The organism is Stappia sp., assembly GCF_048268045.1.
GTDB lineage: Bacteria > Pseudomonadota > Alphaproteobacteria > Rhizobiales > Stappiaceae > Stappia.
This window is the reverse complement of sequence record NZ_JBLWWG010000002.1, coordinates 385,388-408,570: the sequence shown is the minus strand read 5'-3', so window position 1 is coordinate 408,570 and position 23,183 is coordinate 385,388. Positions and strand designations below refer to the sequence as shown.

At 67.0% G+C, this 23,183-nt stretch carries 20 protein-coding genes; 7 read left to right on the top strand and 13 right to left on the bottom strand.

The window, feature by feature from the left end; genetic code table 11:
* Nucleotides 1–27 precede the first annotated feature (27 nt).
* The 3 genes from ACN0WF_RS04460 to ACN0WF_RS04450 all read left to right on the top strand — a co-directional run bounded on the left by ACN0WF_RS04460 (nt 28) and on the right by ACN0WF_RS04450 (nt 2,378).
* A complete protein-coding gene (locus ACN0WF_RS04460; protein WP_417771576.1) occupies nt 28–555 on the top strand; it encodes a carboxymuconolactone decarboxylase family protein in 528 nt (175 codons plus the stop codon).
* A 198-nt stretch (nt 556–753) separates the two neighbouring features.
* Nucleotides 754–1,677, top strand: coding sequence for a polyprenyl synthetase family protein (locus ACN0WF_RS04455; RefSeq protein WP_417771575.1), 924 nt, complete (start codon nt 754–756; stop codon nt 1,675–1,677).
* A gap of 23 nt (nt 1,678–1,700) precedes the next feature.
* On the top strand, nt 1,701–2,378 hold the full coding sequence (locus tag ACN0WF_RS04450; RefSeq protein ID WP_417771574.1) for a helix-turn-helix domain-containing protein: 678 nt from the start codon (nt 1,701–1,703) through the stop codon (nt 2,376–2,378).
* Here ACN0WF_RS04450 and ACN0WF_RS04445 read toward each other — a convergent pair.
* The 5 genes from ACN0WF_RS04445 to gloB form a co-directional block, all read right to left on the bottom strand.
* Nucleotides 2,327–2,725 carry a VOC family protein gene (locus ACN0WF_RS04445; RefSeq protein ID WP_417771573.1) on the bottom strand — a complete coding sequence of 133 codons (399 nt, stop codon included), beginning with the start codon at nt 2,723–2,725 and terminating at the stop codon, nt 2,327–2,329. The two genes, ACN0WF_RS04450 and ACN0WF_RS04445, sit on opposite strands and share 52 nt — an antisense overlap.
* A 78-nt stretch (nt 2,726–2,803) precedes the next feature.
* The gene (locus ACN0WF_RS04440) at nt 2,804–3,502 is read right to left on the bottom strand and encodes a hypothetical protein (protein WP_417771572.1); all 699 of its coding nucleotides are present in this window, start codon (nt 3,500–3,502) and stop codon (nt 2,804–2,806) included.
* Nucleotides 3,502–4,722 carry an argininosuccinate synthase gene (locus ACN0WF_RS04435; RefSeq protein ID WP_417771571.1) on the bottom strand — a complete coding sequence of 407 codons (1,221 nt, stop codon included), beginning with the start codon at nt 4,720–4,722 and terminating at the stop codon, nt 3,502–3,504. Before ACN0WF_RS04435 ends, ACN0WF_RS04440 begins: the two co-directional genes overlap by 1 nt.
* Nucleotides 4,723–4,907: 185 nt before the next feature.
* Entirely contained in the window at nt 4,908–5,354 is a 447-nt protein-coding gene (locus ACN0WF_RS04430; protein ID WP_417771570.1) for a cupin domain-containing protein, read from the bottom strand.
* Nucleotides 5,355–5,370: 16 nt separating this feature from the next.
* Nucleotides 5,371–6,156 (bottom strand): hydroxyacylglutathione hydrolase, encoded by a 786-nt coding sequence (gene gloB / locus ACN0WF_RS04425; RefSeq protein ID WP_417771569.1) that lies wholly within the window; start codon nt 6,154–6,156, stop codon nt 5,371–5,373.
* A 253-nt stretch (nt 6,157–6,409) separates the two neighbouring features.
* On the opposite strand from gloB, the gene ACN0WF_RS04420 reads away from it, so the two are divergent.
* A complete protein-coding gene (locus ACN0WF_RS04420; protein ID WP_417771568.1) occupies nt 6,410–7,228 on the top strand; it encodes a class I SAM-dependent methyltransferase in 819 nt (272 codons plus the stop codon).
* On the opposite strand, the gene metW is transcribed toward ACN0WF_RS04420, so the two are convergent.
* Both metW and metX read right to left on the bottom strand, forming a co-directional pair.
* The gene (gene metW, locus ACN0WF_RS04415; protein ID WP_417771567.1) at nt 7,164–7,784 is read right to left on the bottom strand and encodes a methionine biosynthesis protein MetW; all 621 of its coding nucleotides are present in this window, start codon (nt 7,782–7,784) and stop codon (nt 7,164–7,166) included. The genes ACN0WF_RS04420 and metW overlap by 65 nt on opposite strands.
* Entirely contained in the window at nt 7,781–8,962 is a 1,182-nt protein-coding gene (gene metX, locus ACN0WF_RS04410; RefSeq protein ID WP_417771713.1) for a homoserine O-acetyltransferase MetX, read from the bottom strand. Before metX ends, metW begins: the two co-directional genes overlap by 4 nt.
* Before the next feature lie 333 nt (nt 8,963–9,295).
* Between metX and hisC the strand changes: the two genes are divergently transcribed.
* Both hisC and ACN0WF_RS04400 read left to right on the top strand, forming a co-directional pair.
* The gene (hisC, locus tag ACN0WF_RS04405; RefSeq protein WP_417771566.1) at nt 9,296–10,423 is read left to right on the top strand and encodes a histidinol-phosphate transaminase; all 1,128 of its coding nucleotides are present in this window, start codon (nt 9,296–9,298) and stop codon (nt 10,421–10,423) included.
* Between the two features lie 55 nt (nt 10,424–10,478).
* On the top strand, nt 10,479–11,414 hold the full coding sequence (locus ACN0WF_RS04400) for a prephenate/arogenate dehydrogenase family protein (RefSeq protein WP_417771565.1): 936 nt from the start codon (nt 10,479–10,481) through the stop codon (nt 11,412–11,414).
* Between the two features lie 84 nt (nt 11,415–11,498).
* On the opposite strand, the gene folK is transcribed toward ACN0WF_RS04400, so the two are convergent.
* The 4 genes from folK to ACN0WF_RS04380 all read right to left on the bottom strand — a co-directional run bounded on the left by folK (nt 11,499) and on the right by ACN0WF_RS04380 (nt 14,788).
* Nucleotides 11,499–11,996: a 2-amino-4-hydroxy-6-hydroxymethyldihydropteridine diphosphokinase gene (gene folK, locus ACN0WF_RS04395; RefSeq protein WP_417771564.1), complete on the bottom strand. Its 498-nt coding sequence runs from the start codon at nt 11,994–11,996 to the stop codon at nt 11,499–11,501.
* The gene (folP, locus tag ACN0WF_RS04390) at nt 11,993–12,832 is read right to left on the bottom strand and encodes a dihydropteroate synthase (RefSeq protein ID WP_417771563.1); all 840 of its coding nucleotides are present in this window, start codon (nt 12,830–12,832) and stop codon (nt 11,993–11,995) included. The genes folK and folP overlap by 4 nt, the downstream gene beginning before the upstream one ends.
* A gap of 232 nt (nt 12,833–13,064) precedes the next feature.
* A complete protein-coding gene (locus tag ACN0WF_RS04385) occupies nt 13,065–14,333 on the bottom strand; it encodes a multidrug effflux MFS transporter (protein ID WP_417771562.1) in 1,269 nt (422 codons plus the stop codon).
* Complete coding sequence (locus tag ACN0WF_RS04380; RefSeq protein WP_417771561.1) at nt 14,330–14,788, bottom strand: MarR family winged helix-turn-helix transcriptional regulator; 459 nt, start codon at nt 14,786–14,788, stop codon at nt 14,330–14,332. The genes ACN0WF_RS04385 and ACN0WF_RS04380 overlap by 4 nt, the downstream gene beginning before the upstream one ends.
* Before the next feature lie 181 nt (nt 14,789–14,969).
* Here ACN0WF_RS04380 and typA point away from each other — a divergent pair, with 181 nt between their 5' ends.
* Entirely contained in the window at nt 14,970–16,790 is a 1,821-nt protein-coding gene (typA, locus tag ACN0WF_RS04375; protein ID WP_417771560.1) for a translational GTPase TypA, read from the top strand.
* Nucleotides 16,791–16,865: 75 nt separating this feature from the next.
* On the opposite strand, the gene ACN0WF_RS04370 is transcribed toward typA, so the two are convergent.
* Nucleotides 16,866–18,362: an MFS transporter gene (locus ACN0WF_RS04370; protein WP_417771559.1), complete on the bottom strand. Its 1,497-nt coding sequence runs from the start codon at nt 18,360–18,362 to the stop codon at nt 16,866–16,868.
* Nucleotides 18,359–23,155, bottom strand: coding sequence for an NAD-glutamate dehydrogenase (locus ACN0WF_RS04365; protein ID WP_417771558.1), 4,797 nt, complete (start codon nt 23,153–23,155; stop codon nt 18,359–18,361). Before ACN0WF_RS04365 ends, ACN0WF_RS04370 begins: the two co-directional genes overlap by 4 nt.
* Between the last annotated feature and the right edge of the window lie 28 nt (nt 23,156–23,183).

Here is a 23,183-nt window from a genome sequence, read left to right as displayed (position 1 = left end):
CCGGAGACCCGTTCCAGGAGACCGTTCATGTCTATTGATGCCCTGAAGGCCGCGCTGCCGGATTTTGCCAAGGACACGCGGCTGAACCTGTCTTCGCTCGCCAGCGACGAGACCTTCACCGACCAGCAGAAATACGGCCTGATGGTCGCCTGCGGCATCGCCAGCCGCAATCCGAAGGTTCGCGCCGAGCTGATCGAGGAAGCCGGCGCGCATCTGAGCGCCGAGGCACTTGCCGCCGCAAAGGCGGCCGCGGCGATCATGGCGCAGAACAACGTCTACTATCGCTTCGTCCACCTGGCCTCCAATGACCAGTACAAGACCATGCCGGCAAAGCTGCGCATGAACATCATCGGCAAGCCCGGCGTCGACAAGGTCGATTTCGAGCTGTGGTCGCTTGCGGTCTCCGCCATCAACGGCTGCGGCATGTGCATCGACGCCCATGAGGACATCCTGCGCAAGGCCGGCATGTCGAGCGAGCAGATCCAGACCGCGATCCGCTACGCCGCCATCATCCAGTCGGCCGCCGTGGCGCTGGAGGCGGATCTCGCCGCCTGAGCGCAGCTCGCGCGGCTGTCCCTTGGCGCGTTTCGCGCGGTTGACCTTTGGCGCGTTTCGCGACACTGAGGTGGAGAGACAAGACAACGGGCGGTGCGGTCTCCGGCAGCACCGCCCGCAGCGTTTTCGGAACAGCACGGAGGGGCCCCGCCCAGGCGGGACCGTGCCTTGCGAAAGACAACCAAGCGGAGGCAGAGCTTGACCCACCAGGATGCGTCCGGCGGCGATCCCATCCGCCTGCTTGCCGATTGCGCACGACGTGTAGAGGCGGCACTCGATAACGCCCTTGCGACCTCCGCCCTTGCCGGTGAGCACCCCCGCCCCGAACGCCTTGTCGCGGCCATGCGCCATGCGGCCCTTGGCGGCGGCAAGCGCCTGCGCCCCGGCCTCCTTCTGGCCACGGCAAGGCTTTTCGGTCGCGACGACGAGGGGGTGGTTCTTGCCGGCGCGGCGCTGGAATGCATCCACTGCTACTCGCTGGTCCACGACGACCTGCCGGCCATGGACGACGACGACATGCGTCGAGGCCGTCCGACGGTGCACAAGGCCTACGATGAGGCGACCGCCATCCTTGCCGGCGACGCGCTGCTCACCCTCGCCTTCGACCTGATCGCCGCGCCGGCCGTTCACACCTCAGCGGCCGTGCGTCTCGAGGCCTCGCGCGAGCTTGCCCGGGCCGCCGGTCACGGCGGCATGGCGGGTGGTCAGATGCTGGACCTCGCCTCGGAGCACCGTGACCGCAGCGAACAGGAAATCCGGCTCCTCCAGGCCATGAAGACCGGCGCGCTGATCCGTTACGCCGCACGTACCGGCGCGCGCCTTGCCGATGCAAGCGGCCCCGATCTCGAGCGGTTGACCCGTTTCGGCGAGATCATCGGGCTTGCATTCCAGCTCGCCGACGACCTTCTGGACGTGGAAGGCGATGCCGCCCGCCTTGGCAAGGCCGCCGGCAAGGATGCGGACGCCGGCAAGGCGACCCTCGTCGCGCTCAAGGGCGTTGCCGAGACACGGGCCGAACTCGCGGACCTTGTCGCGGAGGCCGAGGCCTTGCTGGCGCCTTTCGGCGCGCGGTCAGCCGAGCTGGTGGCGCTCGCCCGCTTCGTTGCCGACCGCGACCGCTAGAACCAGCGCATGTCCGGCCGGCAATGACGACTCTCCTCGATGTCTGGGATCATACCGTCACCGCGCGCGGTTGCGACCTCGTCCTGCCGGACGGGTGCCGCGACCTGATCCTGGTCACCAAGCCCGGCTCAAGACCCACGGCTTTCGTCAGCGACCTGCACACGGCCCCGGTTCTGACCACCGACTTTCCGCCCGGCACCCGGCTGACGGGTTACCGTCTTGCGCCGGGAACGCGGATCGACACCCCGCGCCTTCTGACGCGGATCACGCAAGCCAGGGACAACCCGGCCTCTCCCCTTTCGCTGATCGACGAACACTGCGGGCGAGAAATCGGAATCATCGAGGCGTTCGCCGCGATCGAGGCGGCCCCCGCCGCAACGGCTGCAGGGCTCGCTCGACGCCTGTCGCTCACGCCCCGGACCTTGCAACGGCTGTTTCAGGCCAACGAGCTGCCCGCCCCCGGCTTCTGGCTTCGCCTGGCCCGTGCACGGCATGCGGCATCGGGGCTGCGCGAAGATGCGCCGCTCGCCGACATCGCCGCCGACGCGGGCTATGCGGACCAGGCGCACATGACGCGCGCCTTCCGCCACTGGTTCGGAGCGACACCGGCGCGGCTCAGGACCGACCCGCACCGGCTCTCGCTGCTGGCTCAGTCCGGACTCGCGGTCCCGGCAACGGGTGAGCAGATCTCGACCAGATAGCCGTCGGGATCGGACACATAGGCCGTCGTCTGGCCCCAGTCCTCTTCACGCGCATCCTGAACAAGCTCCGCACCGGCGGCGCAGGCCCTGGCCAGCGCACCTGCGACATCATCGGTCTCCAGGGCGATCTCGAAGACGGGCGCGCCCGGGACCGCTCGTGCCGGCGTCTTGCCAAGCTGCGTCATCAGGGAGCGCGCGGAAAACGCCAGCTTCGTCCCGCCTGTCGCAAGTTCACCGTAGGTGCCGCTGTCATGCAGGAAAGCGGTCTCGAGACCGAAGGCACGCTGGTAGAACGCCAACGCGCGGGCCACATCCTCCACGTAGAGGATGGTGTAGCGAAATTTCATCGAAGGACCTCCTGATCGACTTGTCCGGCCTTCGCATACTCCGTCGCCGCAAGCCAGTCTTGAAGATTTGCGACAAACCTAGAAGGCCGCGCTCAGAAAGCTGCGCATGTGAAAGCCGGCCTCCTCGGGCCCTTGCGCATGCGCGCGTCCGAAGGGGCAGGCACGCCGCGCCAGACAGCCCCGGTGGCAGTCGGCGGACGGATTCGCCGAAAGCCACGCCAGGCAGCGGGGTACGTCGTAGCCAGTGCTGTCGAGCGCACCGGCGGGACAGGCGGAAATGCAGGGGGGATTGGAGCACGTCGGGCACGGGCCGTCGCCGGAGCGCCCGGTCGCCGGCAGCGCCTCACGGGACAGGAGCGCCGCACGCAGCCCCAGCCAGGGGCCATGGAGCTCGTCGGCGAGAACGCCCAGGGGCGAGCGCGAGAAGCCACCCGTGCGAAGCGCCCAGCGCTGGAAAGGATGCCAGGGCGGCCCATCGAAGGGAAAGACGACGCCAAGCTGCTCGTCTTCCGCGACAGCCGTGAGCGCGGCACGGGTGTAGCGGTCGAGCGGATCGGACGCGCCATCGCGCCACTCGGGGCGCTCCTTCAGGATCGGGAGAACGGTGTTCGACAGGCTGCCGACGACGAGAACCGCGGCGGCGGGTGCCCCGTCCGGCAAGGCGGGCACGTTGTCGTCCGGTTCGGGAGCAAATCCGCCCGCGACAAGAAACCCGGCGCGGGCGAGGCGCCTGCCAAGACCGGCAAGCCACGCCCCGTCCCGCGCCGGGTCGCTCATTACTTCACGCGGTCGCGCTTGGCGAGCGTGCGCAGGCGCAGCGCGTTGAGGCGGATGAAGCCGGCCGCGTCCTTCTGGTCGTAGGCGCCGTGATCATCCTCGAAGGTGACCAGGTCCTCGGAGTAGAGCGAATGGGGCGACTGGCGGCCGACCACGATGACATTGCCCTTGTAGAGCTTCAGGCGAACCTCGCCGGCCACCTTCTCCTGGCTCTTGTCGATCGCCGCCTGCAGCATCTCGCGCTCGGGCGAGAACCAGAAGCCGTTGTAGATGAGCTCCGCATAGCGCGGCATCAGCTCGTCCTTGAGGTGGGCGGCACCGCGGTCGAGCGTGATCGACTCCATCGCCCGGTGGGCGGTGAGCAGGATCGTGCCGCCGGGCGTCTCGTAGACGCCACGCGACTTCATGCCGACGAAGCGGTTCTCGACGAGATCGAGCCGGCCGATGCCGTTGTCGCGGCCATAGTCGTTGAGCTTGGCAAACAGCGTCGCAGGCGACATCGCCTCGCCGTTGAGGGAGACGGCATCGCCCTTCTCGAAGCCGATGGTGATCTCGGTGGCAACATCCGGCGCGTCCATCGGGGAAACGGTGCGCTGGTGCACATACTCCGGCGGCTCTTCCCACGGATCCTCGAGAACCTTACCCTCCGAGGAGGAATGCAGCATGTTGGCGTCGACCGAGAACGGTGCCTCGCCGCGCTTGTCCTTCGGCACCGGAATCTGGTGCTTCTCGGCGAAGTCGATCAGGTCGGTTCTGGACTTGAGCGTCCAGTCACGCCACGGGGCGATGACCTTGATGTCAGGATCCAGCGCATAGGCCGAAAGCTCGAAGCGGACCTGGTCGTTGCCCTTGCCGGTGGCGCCGTGGGCGATGGCGTCGGCGCCGGTCTCATGCGCGATCTCGATCAGCCGCTTGGAGATCAGCGGACGGGCGATCGAGGTGCCGAGCAGGTAGACGCCCTCATAGAGGGTGTTGGCACGGAACATCGGGAAGACGAAGTCGCGAATGAACTCCTCGCGCAGATCGTCGATGTGGATCTCCTTGATGCCAAGCATCTCGGCCTTCTTGCGGGCCGGCTCAAGCTCCTCGCCCTGGCCGAGATCGGCGGTGAAGGTCACCACCTCGCAGCCATATTCCGTCTGCAGCCATTTCAGGATGATCGAGGTGTCGAGGCCGCCAGAATAGGCAAGCACCACCTTTTTGATATCTTTGTGAGCCATGAGGTCCTGAGTCCAGTAGATCCGGTGTAGAAGTCCCGGCGATGCGGGATCGGGGAAGATGCCAGGAAGATCGCGACCGATCCTCCCGCTGCCCTGGAACCCCCGAAAGGGCAGCCGAAAACCGGGCGCACTGTAGCCCGTGCACCACGAAGCGCAAGCCGGGAAATCGGGGGCTTCGCCCGCCGTCAGCCTTGCGACGGCGGCACGAAACCGGCAGGTGCCATCTCGAAGCCCGCGAACTCGAAGCCCGGCGCGACGACGCAGGAGACCAGCGTCCACGCCCCCAGACTGCGCGCCGCCTGCCAGGCGCCCGCCGGCACGATGCCCTGTGGTGTCTCGCCGCCGACAAGGTCGCCGCCGAGGGTAACGGTCTTGCGGGCCGTCCCCTCCCCAGCGATCTCTAGCGCCAGCGGCGCGCCGGCATGCCAAAGCCAGATCTCGGCCGCATCAACCCGATGCCAGGCGGAGCGTTCGCCCTCGGCGAGCAAATAGTGGATCGCCGTTGCGCGGGCTCGGCCGGAGGCATCCACCGCGTCGTCGCGAAAGGTCTCCCGGTAGTGCCCGCCCTCAGGGTGCGGGCTGAGCTCAAGAAGCCGAACGACCTCGTCGGCAGACATGTTCGAAGCGGTCATCGCATCCTGCGGCATCTCAGAAACTGTCCTTGCGGCGGCGGATCTCGGCGAAGACCTCGGCGTCGCTCGCGGTCTCCATCCCCAGACCCGCGCGGATCGCCGGATCGCGGGCGCGCAGGAAGGGATTGGTGGCAAGTTCCTGCGACATGGTCGTCGGCAGCGCCGGCCGTCCGGCCGAGCGCAGCGCCTCCACCTCCTCGGCACGGGCGACAAGCGCCGTGTTCTGCGGATCGATCGTCAGCGCGAAGCGGGCGTTGGAGAGGGTGTATTCGTGCCCGCAGTAGATCCGCGTGTCGCCGGGAAGACGGTCGGCAAGCTTGTCGAGCGAGGACCACATCATTGCCATGTCGCCCTCGAACACACGACCGCAACCCAGTGAGAACAGCGTGTCGCCAGTGTGGGCGAACCCGATCTGCGGCGCGAACCAGGAGATCTGGTCGAGCGTGTGGCCCGGCGTCCCGATGGCCTCAAGCAAAAGCCCCCCGATCTCGAGCCGCTCCCCGTCGCTCACACCCGCGTCGAGCCCGACGATCCGATCGCGCGACATCTCCGGCCCCGTCGCCCTGGCGCCGGTCTCCGCCTTGAGGGCCTCAAGCCCCTGGACATGGTCCCAATGGTGATGGGTGATCAGGATGTCGGTGAGACGCCAGCCCGTCTCCGCCAGCACCGCGAGATAGGGCGCCGCATCCGGCACATCGATGGCAATGGTCCGCTCGGTCGCAGGAAGATGCAGGATCACGCCGAAATTGTCGTCGAGACACGCAAACTGCCGGATATCCGCATCCATGCCGCCACCGTTCATTCTCGCTACCCCGTTGCCGCCGATTGTCGACCGTCGATTGTCCGCGCCGCTCAGCGCGCGGCCAAGACTGCACCGGGGACCCGGACGAGACAAGACCCCAGGCCGCTCCGCCGGCGTCATATTGAGCGGTTGCATCGCGCGTCGCGGAAGGGTTCAATCGGCCGGCGGCTACCGGGTCGGGACAATCCCGGAACCCCGCCGTCCGACACGCGATGGTCCGGGTGTCCCTGCCGAAAGTGCTCTCAGGTTGCCCATGTATCTCGACGCCGCGCATCAACGCACCTTCTACGACCTGCCGCTTGGATTGATGCTGCGCGTGCTTGTTGGCGCGCGCGTGCGCGCCTTCTGGCCGTCCCTCGCCGGCAAGCGGCTGGTCGGTATCGGCTATGCCGGCCCCTACATGCGCCCCTATCTGGACGAAGCTTTGTGCTGCATCGCCGCCATGCCGGCGCAACAGGGCGTCGTCGCCTGGCCGCGCGGCGGGCGAAACTCCGCAACGCTCGTGGAAGACGACGACCTGCCATTTCCCGATCACGTCTTCGACAACGCGCTGATCGTCCACGCGCTCGACCACAGCGGCGACCCGGAGGCGCTCCTGCGCGAGGCCTGGCGCGTGCTCGTTCCAGGCGGCCGGGTGCTGGTCGTCGTGCCGAACCGGCGCGGCCTGTGGGCGCGCTCGGAAATCTCGCCCTTCGGCTACGGGCGCCCGTTCTCGCGCGGCCAGATCGAGGCGCTGCTGCGTGACTGCCAGTTCGAGCCACGCGGCCGCGGGGAGGCGCTGTTCCTGCCGCCGACGCGTTCGCGCCTGCTTCTGCGCGGCGCGCGTACCTGGGAGCGGATCGGGCGACGTCTCTGGCCGGCCTTTGCCGGATTGCTGGTGATCGAGGCGGAAAAACAGGTCTATCGCGGCGCGCCTGTGCGCCAGCAGCGCGTGTCGCGCAGTTTCCGGCCGCTGTTCATTCCCGACGGCGCCACCACAGGATTGAGCGGTCACACCCACATGCGTTTCAACGCTTCAGCAGAAACAGCGCCTGCTCGCCAATCAGGTTCCACACCCACCAGGGTGCCGTGAAGCCGACCGGCTCACCGCGGGCGTTGAGCGCCATCGCCTTGACCATATGCGCATCCACCTCGCCGCACATGGTGACGAAGTCGCGGATGGTGCAGAAGTGGATATTCGGCGTGTCGTACCAGGAATAGGGGAGATAGTCCGTCACCGGCATCCGCCCCTGAAACATGAGCTGCAACCTGTTGCGCCAATGCCCGAAGTTGGGGAAGGAGACGATGACGTTGGCGCCGATGCGCAGGAGTTCGCCCAGCACCTGGCGCGGCGCATAGGTCGCCTGCAGCGTCTGGCTGAGGATGACGAAGTCGAAGGCATCGTCGGGATAATCGGCAAGATCGCGGTCCGCGTCGCCCTGCACGACCGAGAGCCCGCGCGCGACGCAGGCGTTCACACCGGCCTGGGACAGCTCGATGCCGCGCCCGTCGACATGCTTCTCGCGCACCAAAAGGTCAAGCAGCGCCCCGTCACCGCAGCCGATGTCGAGCACGCGGGACCCGGATGTCACCAGATCGGCGACGAGCCTGTGATCGCCGCGCGCCTGTTCATGCCGCGTCCCGCTCATGCCTGATCTCCCTTCACGGTCTCGCCCGGCGCGGGAATGCCGCGCGCATGGGCGGCCCCGGTGAGGAAGCCCGTCACCGTGCGGAACATCTCCGGCTCGTCGAGCAGGAAGGAATCATGCCCCCGGTCGCTCTCCACCTCCACGAAGGAGACATTCGCCGCAGCCGCATTGAGCGCGCGCACGACCGCCTTGCTCTCGGCGGTGGGAAACAGCCAGTCCGAGGTGAAAGACATCACGCAGAACCGGGTCGGCGAGTGCAGGAAGGCGCGCGCCAGCGAGCCGCCGTAGTCGGCGGCCAGATCGAAATAGTCCATCGCCCGCGTCACATAGAGATAGGAATTGGGATCGAACCGATCGACGAAAGTCATCCCCTGGTGGCGCAGGTAGCTCTCGATCTGGAAGTCCGCGTCGAAGCCGAAGGTCACCGCGTCCCGGTCCTGCAGGTTGCGCCCGAACTTGCGGTGCAGCGCCGGGTCCGAGAGATAGGTGACATGCGCGGCCATGCGCGCCACCGCAAGCCCCTTGGACGGGCGCACGCCGCGCTCGAAATAGCGTCCGCCGCACCAGTTGGGATCGGCCATCACCGACTGGCGCCCGACTTCGTGGAAAGCGATGTTCTGCGACGAATGACGCGCGGCGGAGGCGATCGGCACGGCGGCGAAAACGCGTTCGGGATAGCTTGCAGCCCATTGCAGGACCTGCATGCCCCCCATCGAGCCGCCGACGACCGCAAACAGTGTCTCGATGCCCAGGTGATCGAGAAGAACGGCCTGCGCGTTGACCATGTCGCGAATGGTCACCAACGGCAGGTCGAGCCCCCAGCGCATGCCCGTCGCCGGGTTTGTCGACGCCGGTCCCGTGGTTCCGAGACAGCCGCCGAGCACATTGGCGCAGATGACGAAATAATGGTCCGTGTCGACCGGGCGGCCGGGGCCGACCAGAAGCGACCACCAGCCAGGCTTGCCGGTCAGCGGGTTGGCCGAGGCGACATACTGGTCGCCGGTCAGCGCATGGCAGACGAGCACCGCGTTGGAGCGCTCCGCATTGAGCGTGCCGTAGGTTTCATAGGCGATCTGCCAGGGATCGAGCACAGGCCCGGAATCAAGCTTGAGTGCACGCTCGCCGCCGAACCGCGCGAACTGGCTGGAGGGGGTGTCCGCCTCGCTCGCAGGCGACATGCGCAATTCTCCGCCCGTTGCCGCCGCTTCGGCCACTTCATCCGCCCGTCCGGCGTCCTCGCTTGTCTGGTCCGTCATCGCGCCCCGGCGCTCCTGCCTGCCCCTTGCGAACCCGCCGGCGGAACGGCATGCCGACCGGCGGACGCCGCATAAACCCCACCATTCGGGAGGGTTGAGAGGTAGGAGGCCGGTTCGGCGAGGTCAATGTTTTCTTTTGCCTTAGCCCTTCCGACTGCCTATGAATGGCGCGGATCCGGGGCGCCGGGGGCAGCGTTGCTGCACCGGAGGCGACCAGCGGGTCTCCTTCCAAATCGCGTGAACCGGTCCAGAAACATGCAGCCGACGAACTCCAGCGCAAACCCGACCCCCGCCCTCCGTCCGACGCCCCGCCCGGGCATCATGGAGATCGCGCCCTATGTGCCCGGCCGCACCAAGTCGACCGGTGGCGGCAAGCTTCACAAGCTCTCCTCCAACGAAACGCCGCTCGGCGCGAGCCCGGCCGCGATCGAGGCGTATCGCGGTGAGGCCGGGCATCTGGAGCTCTACCCCGATGGCGGCTCCGTCCGCCTGCGCGAGGCGATTGCCGACGTGCACGGGCTCAACGCCGACCGCATCATCTGCGGCAACGGCTCCGACGAGATCCTCGAACTCGTCGCGCGCGCCTACATCGGCCCCGGCGACGAGGCTGTCTTCAGCGAATACGGCTTCATCGTCTACCGGATCGCGATCCTGGCCGCCGGCGGCACGCCCGTCGTGGCGCCGGAGAAGGACCTGACCACCGACGTCGACGCGATCCTTGCCTGCGTCACCGACAAGACGAAGGTCGTCTTCCTCGCCAATCCGAACAATCCGACCGGCACCTATCTGCCGTTCGACGAGGTCCGCCGTCTTCAGGCCGGCCTGCCGCCGCAGGTGCTGCTCGTGCTCGACGCCGCCTACGCGGAATACGTCCGGCGCAACGATTACGAAGCCGGCATGGAACTGGCCGCGACCTCCGAGAACGTGCTGATGACCCGCACCTTCTCGAAGATCTACGGCCTTGCGGCGCTGCGTATCGGCTGGGCGTACGGTCCGGCCCATTTGATCGACACGCTGAACCGCATCCGCGGGCCCTTCAACGTCTCCTCCGCCTCGCAGGCGGCGGGCGCTGCCGCCGTGCGCGACCGCGCCTTCATCGACGCGGCGATCTCGCACAACGAGACCTGGCTGCCCTGGGTGACGAAGGAACTGGAGGCGCTTGGCCTCAAGGTGACGCCGAGCGTCGGCAATTTCCTTTTGCTGCACTTCCCCGAGGACACGGGCAAGACGGCTTCGGATGCAGACCGATATCTGAGCGACCGTGGTTGCGTGCTGCGCGCGGTCGGCGCCTATGGCCTGCCCAACGCGCTGCGCATGTCGATCGGCTCGGAAGAGGCCAATCGAGACGTCGTCGCCGTGTTGAAGGAATTCCTCGCGGCCTGACCTTCCAGGACCCGTGCCGCGCCTGCGGCCGGGTCCCAAGTCAAAGCCTGCATTCATGTCCAATCCGAAGTTTCGCCGCCTTGCCCTGATCGGCATCGGTCTGATCGGCTCTTCCATCGCTCACGTGGTTCGCCGCGAGGGACTGGCCGAGGAAATCGTCATCTCCACACGCTCCGCGCACACGTTGCGGCGTGCCGAGGAGCTTGGCCTCGGTGACCGCTACTGCCTTGATGCGGCGGAAGCCGTCGAGGACGCCGATCTCGTCATCCTCTGCGTGCCCGTCGGCGCCTGCGAGGCCGTGACCCGGTGGATCGCCCCGGCGCTGTCCCCCGGCGCCATCGTTTCCGATGTCGGTTCGACCAAGGCCTCGGTCGTGCGCCAGATGGCGCCTCACTTGCCCGACAACGTGCATTTCATTCCCGGACACCCGATCGCGGGCACGGAGGAATCCGGCCCCGACGCAGGTTTCGCGGACCTGTTCCGCAACCGCTGGTGCATCCTCACCCCCGTCGAGGGCACCTCCCCCGACGCGCTGGAGCGCCTTGCCGCGTTCTGGACCGACTGCGGATCCATGGTCGACACGATGGATGCCGAGCATCACGACCTCGTGCTCGCCATCGTCTCGCACCTGCCGCACATCATCGCCTACAACATCGTCGGCACCGCCGACGATCTGGCAGCCGTGACGAAGTCCGAGGTCATCAAGTATTCGGCCTCCGGCTTCCGCGACTTCACGCGTCTCGCCGCATCCGACCCGACCATGTGGCGCGACGTATGCCTGCACAACAAGGATGCGATCCTGGAGATGCTGTCGCGCTTCTCGGAGGATCTGGCCGCCCTGCAGCGCTCGATCCGCTGGGGCGACGGCGACGCGCTCTTCGACCTCTTCACCCGCACCCGCGGCATCCGGCGCTCGATCATCGCCGCCGGACAGGAGACCGCGACCCCCAACTTCGGCCGCGACAAGCCGGGCGAGAGCGAGCGGCGCTGACCCCATAGCGTCCGCTGCGAACGAAAAAGGCCCCGACGGATGCCGGGGCCTTTGAATTTCTGCTGCACGAGGAAGCTCACCCTGTCAGGGCAACTTGACGATTTCCTCGCGCCCCGGGCATTCGGCGAGAGCCTCGGCGACGGTGCGACCGTCCCCAAGCGGAGCATCCGGCCAGATGTCCGCCAGAGGCACCAGCACGAAAGCCCGCTCGCCCATGCGCGGGTGCGGGATCGACAGCCCGTCCTCCTCGACGCGCGCGGTTCCGTAGAGCAGAACATCGATGTCGATGAGACGCGGGCCCCAACGCACATCGCGGACGCGCCCGATCTGCTGCTCCACCTCGAGGCAACGGTCGAGCAGGGCACGCGGCGACAGCATCGTTTCGATCACGGCACAGGTGTTTCGGAAATCATCCTGCGGCACCGGCCCCCAGGGCGGCGTCCGGTAGTCGGCCGAACGCGCCAGAACCTCGATGCCCGGCGTGGCGGAGAGTTCCGCCAGGGCACGGTCGAGGTTGGCGCGGCTGTCGCCCATGTTCGAACCCAGCCCGAGTGCGGCGCGCACCGCCCGCCCCGCGCTCACAGCGCGCCCTCGCTCAAAGTGGCGTGAACGATGCGGGCGGCGTCCGCATGGGGCTGGACATTGTGGACCCGAACCATGCCCGCTCCCTTCATCATCGCAATCGTGTGAAGCGCGAGTGAGCCGAAGAGCCGGTCATCGGCCTCCACGGCCAGGACGGCTCCGATCAGGCGCTTGCGCGAGGCACCGACCAGCACCGGCCGTCCGTGCCGGGCGAAATGCTCCAGCCGGTTGACGATGGCGTAGTTCTGGCGAAGCGTCTTGCCGAAGCCGATGCCCGGATCGAGCATCTGGCGCTCGGCTGGAATGCCGGCACGCTCGGCCAGTTCAAGAGAGCGTTCGAAGAAACGGTCGATGTCGGCGAAGATGTCGACAGTCTCGTCCGCGCCCTCCCGGTTGTGCATCATGATGACGCCTGCACCGGCTTCAGCGACCACATCGGCCATGGCCGGGTCCTTCTGCAGGCCCCAGACGTCATTGACGATGGCCGCGCCCACCGCGCAGGCCCGCCGTGCGATGCCCGACTTGTAGGTGTCGATGGACACCGGCGGCGACAACCGGCACATCTCGGAAATCACCGGCGCAAGCCGCCGCCACTCCTCGTCCTCCGGCACCGGTTCGGCGCCCGGCCGCGTACTTTCGCCACCCAGATCGATCACATCCGCATGATGGGCCGCCATCTTGTGGGCGCTCGCCATCGCATCGTCCGGATCAAGAAAGCGGCCGCCGTCCGAGAAGGAGTCCGGCGTCACGTTGACGATCCCCATGACATGCGGGCGCGACAGGTCGAATGCGCCGCCCGCAAAAGCAAACCGGGTCGGGAAAGGATGTTCTGTCATCGCAAGTGCATCGCTCGCTTACGCTGGGTTATCCGGCGAGCGCGTCAGGTGCACGCCTCTCCCGGTGCATCGGCGGGGCCAGCGTCTCTGCTTGCCTCGCCGTTCATCCAGCGTCTTGCGCGCTTTGCCTTTGATCGTCAAGCCGGCACGCACGACACGAACCGGCGAAGTTCCGGCAGCCGGACATCGAGCGCCCCGCGTCCCCGCCACGGCGCGCCGGGGCAGGCCTTGGCTAGGCGCCCTGCCGGGCATTGTGAATGCCGAGACCGATGTGGGACAGGACGGCGATGGCGATCATCGACGGCGGAATGATCGCCATGCTGAGCACCGGATCACCGATCGCCGCGGCGACCAGACTGCCCAGAAGTCCCGCACCGAACTGCAGGAACCCCATCATCGCCGAAGCCGAGCCGGCAATCCTGGGGAACCCCTGGAGCGCCGCCGCAGTCGGGGCCGGCAGCGAGACGGCAAGGCAGAACGCGAAGAGGCCGACCGGCAACATCGTGTTGAGGAAGCTCGGCTCGGACAGGACCACGCCGCAGACCATCGCTACCGCGGCAATAACCATGCCCGGCAGCGAGAACGGCAGCAGCCGCGACGCATCCACCCGGCCGAGCAGGTAGCTCGTCAGCACCGTGCCGGAGATGAAGGAGCCGGATTGGAGCATCATGCCGAAGCCAAACTGGATCGGCGTCAGTCCGACACGGTCGATGAGGACAAAAGGCAGGATCGAGGCAAGCGTGTAGATGGTTCCGATGCCGAAGCCGACCACCAGGCTCGGTTGCAGATAGCGCGTGTCGGACAAGAGCAGCGCATAGTTCGCGGCGAAACGCCGGGGATGGGCATGGCTGCGGTCCTTGTAGGCATTCGTCTCCGGCAGATAGGCGGTGACGACGACATACAGAACCACGCCGTAGAGCAGCATCGCCCAGAAGATCTGGTGCCAGCCGAACAGTTCCAGCGTGATGCCGCCGATTGTCGGGGCGAGCGCCGGGCCGACCGCCAGCATCATCGCGATGGTGTTCATGATCCGCGCCGAGGACTGCCCGGTGAACTGGTCGCGCACAATGGCGCGCGAGGCTGCGACGCCAACGGAGGCGCCGATGCCCTGCAGCGTGCGCGCAGCGATCATCCAGTCGATGGTCGGGGCAAAGGTCGCGACCAGCGTCGACAGCAGATAGAGCACCAGAAAGACCTGCGTCACCGGCTTGCGCCCGAAGGCGTCGGTCAGCGGCCCGCACATGAGCTGCGTCAGCGCGAAGCCGGTAAAATAGGCTGTCAGCGTCAGCTTGACCATGGACTGGCTGGTCGAGAAGGCCTCGGCAAGAACAGGCATGGCAGGCGTATAGAGCGCCATCGTGATCGGGCCGATGGCGACAAGTGCGGCGCCGAGAATGGCCGTGCGCCGCTCGCCCATGAGCGGCCCTCCGCCCGGGCTTCCCGGTGCGGGCGCGGCGGCGATGCCACCAAGGGCGGCGGAAGACTGTATGGGGGGTGTCATCGTCTGTCGTTTTCGCTGCAGAGGGAAAGATTGCCGAGCATGCGCGTCAGGAGGTCATAGGCCGCGGCCGCCTCCGCATCGCTCATGCCGCGAAGTGTTTCGGCACGAATGCCGATAGCTACGGAGTGGATATGGTCCAGCACGGGCGCGGCGGCCGAGGTCAGGACGACGCATTTCGCCCTGCGATCTGCCGGATCGGTTCGTCGCTCGACAAGGCCAGCCCCCTCGAGACGGTCGAGAACACCGCTCAGCGTCATCGGCTCGACGCCGAGCCGCTCGGCCAGCGCGGCCTGCCTAAACTCCGGATAGTGCTCGATGAAGGCCAGTGTGCGCGCCTCGGACGCGGTCAACCCGGTGTCCGCCTCCGCCAGCGCACGCTCGAACCGGCGGCGGAGAAGACGAGCGATGTCGCCAACGAGAAATCCGACCGGCCGTGACAAGAGCGCAGGATCCATAAGATCTCCATATTATATGGCATCCTTATCAATTATCCCGAACCTCTGGCGTGTCAAGAGGCGCGGCAACGCCCGTTGCGGAATGCTGCGTTGCACGAAACCGGCCTGAGGTTTATAGAGGGGCCCGAAAAAGCCGCGGGTGCCTTGCGCCCGCGGAAACTGTTTCCGGAGCACCTCACTTATGGATTTGCGCAACATCGCCATCATCGCGCACGTCGATCATGGCAAGACAACCCTTATCGACGTGCTTCTGAAGCAGTCCGGCGCCTTCCGCGACAATCAGCGGACCGAAGAGCGCATGATGGACTCCAACGACCTGGAGCGCGAGCGCGGTATCACCATTCTCGCCAAGGTCACCTCGCTGACCCATGGCGACACGCGGATCAACATCGTCGACACCCCGGGCCACGCCGATTTCGGCGGTGAAGTGGAGCGTATCCTTCACATGGTCGACGGCGTGGTGCTTCTGGTCGATGCCGCCGAAGGCCCGATGCCGCAGACCAAGTTCGTGCTTGGCAAGGCGCTGAAGCTCGGCCTTCGCCCGATCGTCGCCATCAACAAGATCGACAAGCCCGATCAGCGCGCGGAAGAAGTGCTCGACGAGGTGTTCGACCTCTTCGCCGCACTCGACGCCAACGAAGAGCAGCTCGACTTCCCGGTTCTCTACGGCTCCGCCAAGCAGGGCTGGATGGCCACGGACCCCGCGGGCCCGAAGGATTCCATGGATCCGCTTTTCGACCTCGTGCGCGCCCATGTGAAGGCCCCCTCGGCAGAGCCTGGCGCCTTCCGCCTGCTGGCCACCACGGTGCAGTCCAACCCCTTCCTCGGCCGTATCCTGACCGGCCGCGTGGTTTCGGGCGAAGCCGTGCCGAACATGGCCGTGAAAGCCATCTCGCGCGATGGCAAGGTCGTCGAGACCGGCCGCATCTCCAAGGTTCTCGCCTTCCGCGGCCTTGAGCGCCAGGCCATCGAAAAGGGCGAGGCGGGCGACATCGTCTCCATCGCCGGCCTGTCCGAGGCAACCGTCTCCGACACGATCTGCGCTCCGGAGTTTTCCGATCCGCTCCCCGCCCAGCCGATTGATCCGCCGACGCTGTCCATGACCTTCCGCGTCAACGACGGTCCGCTCGCCGGAACCGAGGGCGACAAGGTCCAGTCGCGCGTCATCCGCAAGCGGCTGATGGACGAGGCGGAAGGCAACGTCGCGCTCAAGATCGAGGACGCCGCGGACGCGGACGCCTTCGTCGTGGCGGGTCGCGGCGAGCTCCAGCTTGCCATCCTGATCGAGAACATGCGCCGCGAAGGCTTCGAGCTGTGTGTCGGCCGGCCCCGTGTGGTCTTCCAGACGGGCGAGAACGGCGAGCGTCTCGAGCCCATCGAGGAAGTCATCATCGACGTCGACGAGGAGCATTCCGGCGTCGTCGTGCAGAAGCTCTCCGAGCGGAAGGCCGATCTCCTTGAGATGCGTCCCTCCGGCGCCGGACGCACGCGTCTTGTCTTCCATGCCCCGACCCGCGGCCTCATCGGCTACCAGTCGGAGCTTCTGTCCGACACGCGCGGCACGGCCATCTTCAACCGCCTGTTCCACGCCTATGCGCCGCACAAGGGCGATATCCCGGGCCGTCACACCGGCGTTCTGATCTCCAACGGCGACGGCGAGGCGGTGGCCTACGCGCTCTTCAACCTCGAAGACCGCGGCCCGATGCTCATCGATGCCGGCGTCAAGGTCTACCGTGGCATGCTCATCGGCGAGCACACCCGCGGCAACGACCTTGAGGTCAACGTGCTGAAGGGCAAGCAGCTCACCAACGTGCGCGCCTCCGGCAAGGACGAGACCGTGCGCCTGACGACGCCGATCCGCCTGTCGCTGGAAGCCGCGCTCTCCTACATCAACGACGACGAGCTCGTCGAGGTGACGCCGCAAAACATCCGTCTGCGCAAGGCCCTGCTCGACCCGCATGACCGCAAGCGCGCCGAACGCGCCGCGAACAAGACGGCCTGACACGGCAATCTGATACGGCGATTTGGCCGGCACCGGTCGCAAGCAGACAGCCACGGAAACGCAATCGGGCGGGAGCTACTGTTCCCGCCCGTTTTCATTTGCCCCGCCTGAACCGCCGATGCGGCTGACGAGAACCAGCCCGGCGCAGAAAAAGACGACGATCACCGTCATGCCCGCCGCCTGGCTGGCGGTCAGTGCCGTGACGATGCCGACGAGCGCCGGCGCCATGAAGCTTGTCACCTTGCCGGAAAGCGCGAAGAGGCCGAAATAGCGCGTCAGCGAGGCCGGCGGCGCGACATCGACCAGAAGCGTGCGCGAAGCCGCCTGCAGCGGACCGGCCGCCGCGCCCAGGATCGCGCCGAAGGCCAGGAACACCTGCTCGGAAACGCTGCCGAAAAGCGCATCTCCCGGCTGAGGCGGGGCGACCTCGACCACGAAGAACACGGTGTCCGCGTCCACCGACACGAGCCCCAGCCCGCAGGCGATGAGAACGACGAGCGCTCCCGCGATCACCCGCTGCGGCCCTATCCGGTCGTCAAGCCGGCCCCCGATGAAAGCGCCGAGCGTCCCGGTGACCGTCAGCAGAATGCCGAAGGTGCCGATCTCGATGCTCGACCAGCCGAGCACGCCTGCGGCATAGATCCCGCCGAAGGCGAAGAGCGCCACGAGGCCGTCCTTGTAGATCATGTTGGCGGCGAGGAAGACGGCAACGGTCCTGTTCGAGCGGACCTCACGCAGCGTCGCTCTAAGATCTCCGAGCCCTGCCCGTGCCGCGTCGAGAAGACGGACCGGGCGGTGCGGCACATCCGGCACGAAGAGAAACAGCGGCAGCACGAAGGCGACGTACCACAGCGCCGCGAACGGACCCGAAGCCCGGTCTCCGGCGCGTGTCGCCGGGTCGAGACCGAAGAGCGGATCGAACCCGAGCAGCGTGCGGCCCGTGTCCGGACTGGCGGCCATGAAGCCGAGCACCAGCACCAGCGAGACCAGCCCGCCGACATAGCCCAGCGCCCAGCCGCTCCCCGAAAGCCGCCCCAGCTTCTGGCGCGGCACGAGGTCGGGCATCATCGCATTTGTGAAGACCGTCGCGAATTCCGCCCCCAGCGTCGCCACGGCGAAGCCTGCGAGCGCGAACGCCACCGCATGAGGCGTATCCGGAGAGGCCAGCCCAAGGACCAGCGATCCGAGAACGAGCGGAACGGAAAAGGCGGCGATCCAGGGTTTTCGGGCGCCCGTGCGGTCGGCGATGGCGCCAAGCACCGGCGCCAGCACCGCGATGCAAAGTCCCGCCGCCGCCGTTGCGTATCCCCACAAGGCCTGGCCTTCGGCAGGCGTGGCGGCAACCGCGGAGGCGAAATAGGGCGCGAAGACGAAGGTGGTGACAAGCGTGAAGAAGGGCTGCGCCGCCCAGTCGAAGAAGAGCCAGCTCCAGATGGCCTTTCGCCCGACCGGAGCGAGGCCGAGAGCGGCGCCGCCCCCGGCAAGCTGCTCGACGCCGACGCCGGCCGCGATCGGCCCCTGCGTACCGGCCGGGGAAGGAAGCTCACCCTCCCCCGGCCGGGTACCTGTCATCGGGCAAGTTCGGCGAGAAGGCCCGCCGCAACGGAGAACTTGGACACTGACAGCTCACCCTCGATGATCTCGTTGGCCGCGCGCGCGGTGCGCATGACCCGCGCCTCATTCGCCCCGAGCCAGTTCTCGAACCCGTCGGCAGCCAGCGCCTCGACCGTCACCTCGCGGTGCGCCCGGTCAAGCGTTGCCTTGGCCCGGTCGAGCGCCAGCCCGTCATAGTAGTCGGAGATGCTCAGGTCGCGGGCCTTGGCCTCCATCACGCCAAGGCGGAAGTGGCCGGCGACCTTGAAGAACACCTCGGCCACCTCCCTGAGATCGCGGCCGCTCTGCTCCGCGATCAGGATGATGTCCGGGATCTCCGTCTCTATCGGCAGCCGCGCGATGCGCGCGGCAAGCGGACCGGGCACCCCCGCCTCGGCGAGGCGCGCGGTCTCGGCCTCGATCTCAGCCTTCGCCGAAGCCTCGACGACAGAACTGACCGTCGGCGCGAGCGCGTCGATGCCGGTCCGGAAGCGCGACACGACGCTCTCCAGCCCCGCCTCGAACGAGACGTTGCGCAGGAACCAGACCGTCTGCTCCAGGACCAGATCCTGAACCGCGCGGTAGAGCTCGATCTGCAACGCCCCGTCGATGCGCGCGTCGAGGGCATCGATCTCGCCGTTGAGGGTGGTGAGTTGATAGGCGTCGCGCACCGCCGCGAATGCCTGGGCCACCTGCGCCGGATCGGCGCCGGTCTGGTCGGCGATCCGGGTCGGGAAAGTCGGCCCGCCCCGGTTGATGATCGAGTTGGCGAGCATCGTGGCGATGATTTCGCGCCGCAGCCGATGGCCGCGGATCTCGTCCGCATAGGCCTCCTGCATCTCCGGCGGGAAGTAGCGGAACAGCTCGCGCGCCAGATAAGCGTCATCCGGCACCGGGCTGTCCAGCAGCCGGTCGAACAGCGTGATCTTGGCGTAGGCGAGCAGCACGCCGATTTCCGGCCGTGTCAGCGCGCAATCGGACGCCGCCAGCTCATCCAGCGCCGCCTCGTCGGGAAGCTGCTCGACCACGCGGTCGAGCAGGCCCGCCTGTTCGAGCTGACGCATCATCCGCCGCTGGTAGCCGAACTCTTCCATCCCGCGCGATTCCGCCAGCGAGATCGCCAGCGTCTGCAGGTAGTTGTTGCGCAGGACCAGACCCGCGACCTCGTCGGTCATCCGTGCCAGAAGCGTGTTGCGATCGGCAACGGACAACGCGTTCGCGCGCACAGCCGCGCCGAGCGCGATCTTGATGTTGACCTCCATGTCCGACGAGTTGACGCCCGCCGAATTGTCGATCGCATCGGAGTTGCAGCGTCCGCCGCGACGGTTGAAGGCAATGCGGGCCTTCTGGGTCATGCCGAGGTTGGCGCCCTCGCCAATGACCTTCGCCCCGACCTCGCCGGCCGTGACGCGGATCGCATCGTTGGCGCGGTCACCGACGTCGGCGTCGCTTTCCGAAGCCGCCCGCACATAGGTGCCGATGCCACCGAACCAGAGCAGGTCCACCTGCATCTTGAGGATGGCGTTCATCACTTCCTGGGGCGTCGCCTTGGCCTTCGCGATGCCGAGCAGCTCCTGCAACCGCGGCGACAGGTCGATCGACTTGGCCTGGCGCGAGAAGATACCGCCGCCCTCGGAGATGAGCGAGGCGTCATAATCCTTCCACGAGGAGCGGCCGAGTTCGAAGACCCTCTTGCGCTCGGCCCAGCCGGTCTCCGCGACCGGATCCGGATCGAGAAAGATATCGCGGTGGTCGAAGGCGGCGACCAGCAGGATCTCCTTCGACAGCAGCATGCCGTTGCCGAAGACGTCGCCCGACATGTCGCCGACGCCGGCGACCGTGAAGGGCTCGCTCTGGATGTCGCGGTTCATCTCGCGGAAATGGCGCTTGACCGCCTCCCAGGCGCCCCGCGCGGTGATACCCATCTTCTTGTGGTCGTATCCGGCCGAGCCGCCCGAGGCAAAAGCGTCGCCGAGCCAGAAATTGCGGCTTTCGGAGATGGCGTTCGCCGTATCGGAGAAGGTTGCGGTTCCCTTGTCGGCGGCCACCACCAGATAGGGGTCGTCGTCGTCGTGACGCACCACCCGCTCCGGCGGCCAGACCTTGTCGCCGCTGAGGTTGTCGGTGATGTCGAGCAGCGACGAGACGAAGATCTTGTAGGCCTTGGTGCCCTCGGCGAAGATCTCGTCGCGGGTGCCGCCCGCCGGCAGATGCTTGGGCACGAAGCCGCCCTTGGCGCCGACAGGCACGATCACCGCGTTCTTGACCTGCTGGGCCTTGACCAGGCCCAGCACCTCGGTGCGGAAGTCCTGCGCCCGGTCGGACCAGCGCAGGCCGCCGCGCGCCACCTTGCCGAAGCGCAGGTGCACACCCTCGACCCTCGGGCTGTAGACGAAGATCTCGCGGTACGGACGCGGCCGCGGCAGGTCCTCGATGCGCTGCGGATCCAGCTTGAAGGCGAAGGTCTGCTTCGGCTTTCCATGCGCGTCGTGCTGGAAGAAGTTGGTGCGCAGCATCGCTTCGATGATCCCGCCAAAACTGCGCAGGATGCGGTCGTCATCGAGGCTCTCGACCTTGTCGAGACTGGCGGTCAGCTCGCTCTCCACCCGCGCGGCGCCGAGCGAACGGTCCTTGCCGTCGAGATCCGGGTCGAAGCGCAGGTGGAACAGCTCCACCAGCCGCGTCGCCACCTCATGGTAGCGGTTGAGCGTGCGCCACATGTAGTCCTCGGAAAAGCGGATGCCGGCCTGCCGCAGATAGCGCGACAGCGCCCGCAGCATGGCGATGTCGCGCCAGGCGAGCCCGCCGTTGAGGGCAAGAGCGTTGTAGCCGTCCGATTCCGTGTCGCCCCGCCAGATGGCCAAAGACAGCGCTTCCAGCCTCTCGCGCAGATCCTGCGTCAGGTCGATGGGATCGCCCGAGGCCGGCTCCAGCGTCAGGTCGTGCAGATAGGCGAGAGGCCTGTCCGCCGGCGTGATCCGGTAGGTCCGCTCGTTGATGACCTTGAAGCCCATGTTCTCCAGAATCGGCACCCGCGCCGACAGCGGAATCGGCAGGACATGATGAAAGACCTTGAGGAAGATGCGCTTTGGCGGATCCTGCTCGCGGCGCGAGAACCTCAGAGCGGTGTCGGCCGTCTCGCTCAGCGTCTCGACGATGCGAATGTCGGCAAGCGCCGCATCCGCGTCGTAGACCTCCCGGTAGCCCGCCTGGAAGGCATCCGCATACCGGTTGGCGATGTCCATCGCCTTGTTGCCGCCATAGGCGCCGCGCAGGGCCTCGCGGAAGCCATCGGCCCAGGTACGCACAATGCCGGCAACCGCCTGCTCCAGTGTCTCCTGGCTCGGATCCGGGGTCTCGCCCTGGTCGCGACCGATGATGAAATGCACCCGCGCCAGCGGCCCCTCGGGATAGGACACGTACCAGGCCGAGAGCCGGCCGTCATAGACCCCGGCAAGGAAAGCGCCGATCTTCAGGCGCACCTCGGTCGTGTAGCGGTCGCGCGGCACGTAGCAGAGGATCGACACGAAACGGTCGAACTTGTCGCGCCGTGCAAGCACCCGGATACGCGGCCGCTCGTCGAGCTGGAGGATGGCCGTGGCGAAGTCGTAGAGAAGATCCGGCTCGATCTGGAAAAGCTCGTCGCGCGGATAGCTCTCCATGACGTTCATCAGGGCCCGCCCCGAATGGCTGTCAGGGTCGTAGCCGGCGCGTGCGAGCACGGAATCCACCTTGCGGCGAAGGAACGGAATGCTCTTGGTCGACAGCGTGTAGGCCGTCGCGGTGAAGAGGCCGACGACGCGCAGCTCGCCGACGAGTTCTCCCGCGTCGTCGAAGAGCTTCACGCCGATATAATCCATGTGGACGCGACGATGGACCCGGCTCTTGACGTTGGCCTTGGAAACGATGAGCGGCTCGGGCTTCATCAGGAAGTCGCGGATCTCGGGGGTGATCACCACGAATTCCGATCCGCGCCGCAGCACCCGAACCTCGGGGTCGGCCAGAAGGCCGAGGCCGGAGCCTTTCTTGTGCGACAGCTCGCCGGCGGCGACACCGCCCTCGAAATAGTATTCCCGCATGCCTAGGAGGATGAAGTTGTCGCCCTCCACCCACTCGAGAAACTGGATCGCCTCCGCCAGCTCATCGACGGAAACGGGCGGCGGGCTGTCCTTGTAGGTCGCGATGGCGGCGTGCAGGCGCTCGCGCATCGGCGCCCAGTCGCGCACCGCCGCGCGCACGTCGTTCATCACCAGCTCAAGCCGCTCGGCCAGCTGGTTGCGCTCGATGTCCGCGTCGATGCGCGCCACATGGATGTGAATGAGGCTCTCGCGACGGCCGCCCTCGATCCTGGACTTGCCGCCGCCATGGCACGAAACGAGGGCGCCGTTGCCGTCACGGGTCACTGTCAGGATCGGGTGAAGCACGAGACGAACCTCGAACCCGCTGGCCTGCAGCTCGTCCATGACCGAATCCACCAGAAACGGCATGTTGTCGTTGAGGATCTCGACGACGGTCACGTCGCCGGCATGGCTCCCCTCGCCGGTCGGGGCGGGATTGTAGACCGTGATCCGATGCGTGTCGGAAGCATGCTTTGTCAGTTGCGCCCAGGCCTTTCGCGCGATCTCCGCGAGATCGGCGGCCGTGTAGCTGACAACGTCCTCGGCCGCGCCGCGCGCGAACAACTCGCGCGCGAATGCACCGGGCTCGGGCTCCATACCCTCCACCACCGCGTTGATCAGGCTGATTTTCGCTTGCTCTCGTGCGTCGGGCATTGTTCCCTCACCATCCAGCCCGGCCGGT

Bases quoted from the DNA above. Each gene is read 5' to 3' on its own strand.
- folP (WP_417771563.1), bottom strand. From the start codon at position 12,832: ATGACAGAACATCCTTTCCCGACCCGGTTTGCTTTTGCGGGCGGCGCA.
- gloB (WP_417771569.1), bottom strand. From the start codon at position 6,156: ATGAACGGTGGCGGCATGGATGCGGATATCCGGCAGTTTGCGTGTCTC.
- hisC (WP_417771566.1), top strand. From the start codon at position 9,296: ATGCAGCCGACGAACTCCAGCGCAAACCCGACCCCCGCCCTCCGTCCG.
- ACN0WF_RS04460 (WP_417771576.1), top strand. From the start codon at position 28: ATGTCTATTGATGCCCTGAAGGCCGCGCTGCCGGATTTTGCCAAGGAC.
- metX (WP_417771713.1), bottom strand. From the start codon at position 8,962: ATGTCGCCTGCGAGCGAGGCGGACACCCCCTCCAGCCAGTTCGCGCGG.
- ACN0WF_RS04450 (WP_417771574.1), top strand. From the start codon at position 1,701: ATGACGACTCTCCTCGATGTCTGGGATCATACCGTCACCGCGCGCGGT.
- ACN0WF_RS04420 (WP_417771568.1), top strand. From the start codon at position 6,410: ATGTATCTCGACGCCGCGCATCAACGCACCTTCTACGACCTGCCGCTT.
- ACN0WF_RS04365 (WP_417771558.1), bottom strand. From the start codon at position 23,155: ATGCCCGACGCACGAGAGCAAGCGAAAATCAGCCTGATCAACGCGGTG.
- ACN0WF_RS04445 (WP_417771573.1), bottom strand. From the start codon at position 2,725: ATGAAATTTCGCTACACCATCCTCTACGTGGAGGATGTGGCCCGCGCG.
- ACN0WF_RS04400 (WP_417771565.1), top strand. From the start codon at position 10,479: ATGTCCAATCCGAAGTTTCGCCGCCTTGCCCTGATCGGCATCGGTCTG.
- ACN0WF_RS04385 (WP_417771562.1), bottom strand. From the start codon at position 14,333: ATGACACCCCCCATACAGTCTTCCGCCGCCCTTGGTGGCATCGCCGCC.
- ACN0WF_RS04435 (WP_417771571.1), bottom strand. From the start codon at position 4,722: ATGGCTCACAAAGATATCAAAAAGGTGGTGCTTGCCTATTCTGGCGGC.
- ACN0WF_RS04380 (WP_417771561.1), bottom strand. From the start codon at position 14,788: ATGGATCCTGCGCTCTTGTCACGGCCGGTCGGATTTCTCGTTGGCGAC.
- metW (WP_417771567.1), bottom strand. From the start codon at position 7,784: ATGAGCGGGACGCGGCATGAACAGGCGCGCGGCGATCACAGGCTCGTC.
- typA (WP_417771560.1), top strand. From the start codon at position 14,970: ATGGATTTGCGCAACATCGCCATCATCGCGCACGTCGATCATGGCAAG.
- ACN0WF_RS04430 (WP_417771570.1), bottom strand. From the start codon at position 5,354: ATGACCGCTTCGAACATGTCTGCCGACGAGGTCGTTCGGCTTCTTGAG.
- ACN0WF_RS04370 (WP_417771559.1), bottom strand. From the start codon at position 18,362: ATGACAGGTACCCGGCCGGGGGAGGGTGAGCTTCCTTCCCCGGCCGGT.
- ACN0WF_RS04440 (WP_417771572.1), bottom strand. From the start codon at position 3,502: ATGAGCGACCCGGCGCGGGACGGGGCGTGGCTTGCCGGTCTTGGCAGG.